General features: G+C 30.1%; 5 protein-coding genes. 1 reads left to right on the forward strand and 4 read right to left on the reverse strand.

The window, feature by feature from the left end; all coding sequences use genetic code 11:
- Nucleotides 1-245 precede the first annotated feature (245 nt).
- On the forward strand, nucleotides 246-797 hold the full coding sequence (locus tag MSI_RS12830) for a hypothetical protein (protein ID WP_009107791.1): 552 nt from the start codon (nucleotides 246-248) through the stop codon (nucleotides 795-797).
- Between the two features lie 235 nt (nucleotides 798-1,032).
- Here the strand turns inward: MSI_RS12830 and MSI_RS12835 are convergent, their stop codons facing one another.
- From MSI_RS12835 to MSI_RS12850, 4 genes are all read right to left on the reverse strand, one after another.
- Nucleotides 1,033-1,560, reverse strand: coding sequence for a GNAT family N-acetyltransferase (locus tag MSI_RS12835; RefSeq protein WP_009107793.1), 528 nt, complete (start codon nucleotides 1,558-1,560; stop codon nucleotides 1,033-1,035).
- 374 nt (nucleotides 1,561-1,934) lie between these two features.
- Nucleotides 1,935-3,125, reverse strand: a complete 1,191-nt coding sequence (locus MSI_RS12840) for an MspI family type II restriction endonuclease (protein ID WP_009107795.1) — start codon at nucleotides 3,123-3,125, stop codon at nucleotides 1,935-1,937.
- Nucleotides 3,126-3,136: 11 nt separating this feature from the next.
- A complete protein-coding gene (locus MSI_RS12845; protein WP_009107797.1) occupies nucleotides 3,137-3,583 on the reverse strand; it encodes a hypothetical protein in 447 nt (148 codons plus the stop codon).
- A gap of 10 nt (nucleotides 3,584-3,593) precedes the next feature.
- Nucleotides 3,594-5,204: DEAD/DEAH box helicase (locus tag MSI_RS12850; RefSeq protein WP_039924981.1), on the reverse strand; the 1,611-nt coding region annotated here is incomplete at its 5' end.

Below are 5,204 nucleotides of genomic sequence, written 5' to 3' on the forward strand. Positions count from 1 at the left end.
CCTTAAATGTTTATTTTTTATTTACCGAACCAAAATAATAAATAAAAGGCTGATTACTTTTATTTTGGTTTCATCGGGTAAGAAATAAATAAACAGCCACAAGAAAGAAACATACATTAGAAAATGAAGAATTAAGCGTCGAAGAAATTAAAGATTTTTTGCGTCTTTTAATTTAAAAAACTTATCTCTAATTGTTTTACCAGCTTTTAGGGATTTAAAAATATAAAGGTAAAGGAGTATTTATTATGTACATCTATGTAGTAAGAAAAATTGAAAACGGTAGTTTTTCAAAAACCCATTGCGAAAGATTTTCAGAAGAAATTTGGGAAGAAATAAGAAAAACTATTAACCCAAAAAGCATTGTTTTAGTTACTGCTAACATTGAAGATCTGAAGCAATTTAATTTTGAAAAAATAACCTGGACACGCTTTTATAATGTACATACAAAAAGCAATGTAAGAATAAAAGTTACTTTGACTTATGATGAAATTCAGATGGAAGAAGAAGCAAAAGACCTGCTTTCTGTAATCGAAACCGAAAGCGTAAATCAATGGAAAGAAGTTATTAAAAAAAGAGACGAAAAGTGGGAAAAAGAAGGCATTCCAAAGCTTATGGAACACCGAAACCTTGTTGAGGAACAGAACAAGCTTATTCCTTTAGACATGGAAGAAATGGATGCTATGCTTAAATGGCGCGAACTGGATTTTATAACACCGCCGCCAGACAGAATTAGGCATATAAAACAGACCTACGATATGAGTTGGAGAGAATTTAAGGAGCATATAAAAACTTTCTAAAATCCCTCCTTCAATAAGAAAAGTCCGCCGATAGCATACTGAAAACATACGACAGTTACATAGGTCGAGCGGACTAATATAAAGATAACATTGAAGGTGAAAAAAAATCAAGAAGTAATAACCAACTGCTTAATTGATCTATAACTTTCACCAGAATAATCATAGTAAAACTTTGCTTCACCTAGTAAAGATGGTGTAAGAGTTGCCTAGAAAATTGTAGATTACAAATAATCTCTTATCCCCTGCTTAGTTCATATTCTTTTGAATCATATTCAAGGTTATCACGCTTACGGATTTTTTTTACTATACCTAAATATTTGAATCCTAAAGATTCGCATAAAGCAGAAGAAGCTATATTGTCCTTAAAACAGGAATAATGAAATTTTGTTCCATTTAATACTTCAAAAATAAGTTTTGATAAGGCTATTACAACCTCTTTACCATATCCTTTACCCTGAAACTTTGCTGCTATGCAAATACCGCAGTCATTATAAACACCAGGGTTTTGTTCATCGGGTTTTATACCGGCAAAACCGATGGCTTCATCTGTTTCTTTAAGGCAGACAAAGAATACATTATTTTTAGACTGGAAATCTATAAAGTTTTCCAGTCGTGTTTTTGCTTCTTCTAAAGACTGTGTACTGGACCAGAGCATATACCTTGTAAGAGAATCATCTGACCAGACATTTTTATAAATAGATTCTAAATCTTTTATTAGAGCATTGCGTAAAATAAGATGTTCAGTTTCCAGTTTTTCTACCATATTTTTAATTCTGCTTTTACTTTGGTAAATATGAGTTTCATTTTATTCCACATCTACTGAATCCACAACCATTAAATATTCCGGTCCTTTCATATTGTCACCATATCTAGCTCTAAGTGAACTGTTGGTCAAACCTGCAGGCGGATTCCTACAGAATGAAGGACCGCATGAAGGTCGGAGCCGTCGGTTTCGATTAATATATTTTTTTGCCTAAAAGCGGAAATCTGAAACCGGCAAATTCAGGAAATCTATTTTCGGCATTGACATTATCTCTGCAGAACATTCTGTATGCTTCGTAGAATCTTCCGAATGTTTTGCTATATTGGATGTGCTTTGACATAATAATTATCCCTAATAAGATTTACAAAAATCTTTTATTTTATAATTTTACATTTTAATTGTATATCTTTTCCCTTTCTTTTAGACGCATATGTCCATTGAAATGGGGTTCCAAAATTTCCTTTTGTATTAGATGAAACTAATAAATTAATATAACCATCTAGTGTATGAATATAAATTTCAGAATTATCATTAACTAAAATATAGTTTGCTAATTGCAATTCATCTCTTATTTGGCCACCATAACCACCTAAAACCCATCTTATTAATTTTTCTAGATATGGTCTTAATTCCTTTGTTAATTCTTCTTGATTTTGCAAACCAAAAGTTTTTAAATTACCTGCAGTTTGGAAAGCTCTCAACAATACTCGTAGTTTTTCATTTTCAGGAGCAAGAACATTAGCAAAAGAATCAGCAGTGTATTGATGTACACTGACTTTAGTAAATCGTGTTTTTTTACAACTGATAGTAAAACTTTGTGACTGTTTATAATCATCAGAAAAATAAACAGTTACAATTATATCTGTTTTTGGTTTTCCTCCTGTCATTAATCGACCAATAATATCTGAATCACAGATTGCCTTAATTCCAACAACCTGTTTTATATCAATATTTAAACAATCCATTATTTTTTTAAAAAAAGGGTAATTTAAACCTGTTATCCTTGGATCGTTAGTTTTATATTTGTTTAAATTTTCAGCATAAGATAAAATATTAGATATTCTTCTTTCAAAATTATTACCTTCCTTATCTTTTCTTTTTCCAACAGATAATTGTTTATTAGCATAATTTTCAATAAACTCATAAAATTCTTGCTGACTAAAAACGTCATCTATAACTGAGTATTTTATTCTATTGTGGATTTGATATTTAAAAGTAATAAATTTATCTTTTTCTTCATCAGAAATGGAATCGGGATAAACAAGATAGGATTTAGTTACATACGGATTAAATTTCTTTATGTGTAAAGAATCCCAGAGTTGTTGTTTTATGCGATCTCTTAATGATGTTGTAACATAAACTATCCAATTTGTTCCATCATGGAAAGTAATTAAAAAGTGACATTTAAATTGTTTATCATCTTTATAAGTTGGATATCCACACTTAAAATCTTTTATTATATTTCGCAAATAAGTATTAGTTTTGCAAATTTCAAGCATCTTTTCGACAGCTAGATTTGCTTCACTTCCATGTTTTTGTTTATCAACATTAGAAAATTCGTTCATAGTTACCTTAATTAATATGCCTTTTTAATTAAATCAATAATTTCAGAAACTGTATAAACACCGTCTAACGCTGTAAAAAAGTTTCCACTAGTTATTGTTAAGTTGTATTTTGTAGCAATACTTAATTCTTTTTCATTATTTACAATTTCGTTTGGTACAACAATAAACGCATGTGTTATATTCTTTTTAATTTGTCTAAGATGATAACTATTCCATTGTTGTATATTAATTCTATCAGTTCGTATTGAATTAGTTGAGAAAAGAAGCCAACCATCACCATTTCTAAATTCAATATAAAATGGAGCATAAAACTGTTCCGAGGACAAATCAGAATATCCAGCTCTAAAATCAGCAGTACAATAAACAATGTATTCATCACATTGGAGAGTTTTTAATTCCTCTAATAAGTTTTGTTTACTTAGACTTCCAGCAATAGCTTTTAATTGATTATCATTCATTTCATCACTCCTATTCAAAATCTGGAACATACTTTAATTTGATTTGTTGTTCATCACTTTTATTCTCAATATCAGCAACATCTTCCAACCATTGTCTTAAAAAACTTTCAGTTTTTGGGTCTTCACCTCCAACCTTTCTAAATTGTACTTTATTAGGTATAGAAACACGTCTTACATTTTTATCTTCTAGTTTATCTTTTAAATCTAATCCAGCAGCAAAACGTCTAATATCAGAAACAAAATCTAAAACTATAACTTTGTCTTTATCATCTGAAATTCTTAAACCTCTTCCTAATTGTTGTATAAAGATTCTTCTTGAATGTGTAACACGTTGAAAAACAATTATATTTACATCAGGTACATCTATTCCTTCATTAAATACATCTACAGTACAAATTACTTGAATTAAACCATCTCCAAAATCACAAAGTATTTTATTTCTTTCAAACATTGATTGACTTTCTGATTGATTTTTATTCTGTGAAAAAATTGCAGCGGCTTTACAAAATCCCATTGCATTAATTCGATCTCTCATGGTAATTGCGTGGTCTATTGTTCCGCAGAAAACTATTGCCCTAGGATTAGCTTGTTCTTTCCAAGCTTTTTGAAGTTCAATAATAACTCCATCATCCCATTGTGTAATAAACAAAGTTCTGTTAATTTGTTTTGGGTTTAATGATTTTCCATTAATTTTTGGAAAGGAATCCCAATTAATATTATTTGTATACATTCGATAATCAACATTAGAAAGAAAACCATTTTTCATACCAAAAATCATATCAATGGTTATTTTTTCTTCTCCAAAATAATCTCTAATATCATGTTCATCTTGTCTCCAAGGTGTAGCTGTAAGTCCAATTAAAAATGAACCATTTTTTCCGGCATCATAAAAATCTAAAATTTCCCTATATGTTGAGCTACCAGCATGGTGACATTCATCAACAAGAATAATATCAAATGGATAAGATGTATTTCTTTTAAGAGCTTCTTGTACAGTATCTGCGCATGCAAAGACAAAATTAGAAGTTTCAAGTAATGAAGGTGAAGGATGTTCATAACCATTCCAAACTAATGTTGTTTCAGAAGGTTTTAGAAAAGGCCAAAAAGATTTTTCTAATTGATATACCAAAGGATTAGTATGCGCTAAAACTAAGGTTCTATTTTGTTTAATTAAATTTATTCGACGTATAGCTTCTGCACTAACAAAAGTTTTTCCTAACCCGGTTGCTAGTACTATTAATGCATTATTTTCATTTTCATTAACATATGCTTGTACAATACTCTGAATGGCAGTTTCTTGATATTTTCTGGGGTCTTTTTTATTTAGAATTTTATCTTCTAATTTATTTAATCGTTTTGAGATTTCGGCAGCATCCCAAAGTTGTAATGGAATACCTTGGGAAAATAATATTTTTTGTTGTGTTTTTACTTCAGTTTCAAATCCTCGTGAAGCAACTATGACAGGTATTTCAGCTCTGTAATCGTGTAACGCATCCAATGTTTCTTTTATTACATTAGCACCAATTGGTTTCTTCCATTGCTTTGCTTGAAATAACCATCGTTTTCCATTTTTTTGTGCTAATAAATCTGCTCCATGGTCACCACTTCCACCAACCATTCT

It is taken from the genome of Treponema sp. JC4, assembly GCF_000260795.1.
In the GTDB taxonomy this organism is placed as follows: Bacteria; Spirochaetota; Spirochaetia; order Treponematales; family Treponemataceae; genus Treponema_D.

Bases quoted from the DNA above. Each gene is read 5' to 3' on its own strand.
- MSI_RS12830 (WP_009107791.1), top strand. From the start codon at position 246: ATGTACATCTATGTAGTAAGAAAAATTGAAAACGGTAGTTTTTCAAAA.
- MSI_RS12835 (WP_009107793.1), bottom strand. From the start codon at position 1,560: ATGGTAGAAAAACTGGAAACTGAACATCTTATTTTACGCAATGCTCTA.
- MSI_RS12840 (WP_009107795.1), bottom strand. From the start codon at position 3,125: ATGAACGAATTTTCTAATGTTGATAAACAAAAACATGGAAGTGAAGCA.
- MSI_RS12845 (WP_009107797.1), bottom strand. From the start codon at position 3,583: ATGAATGATAATCAATTAAAAGCTATTGCTGGAAGTCTAAGTAAACAA.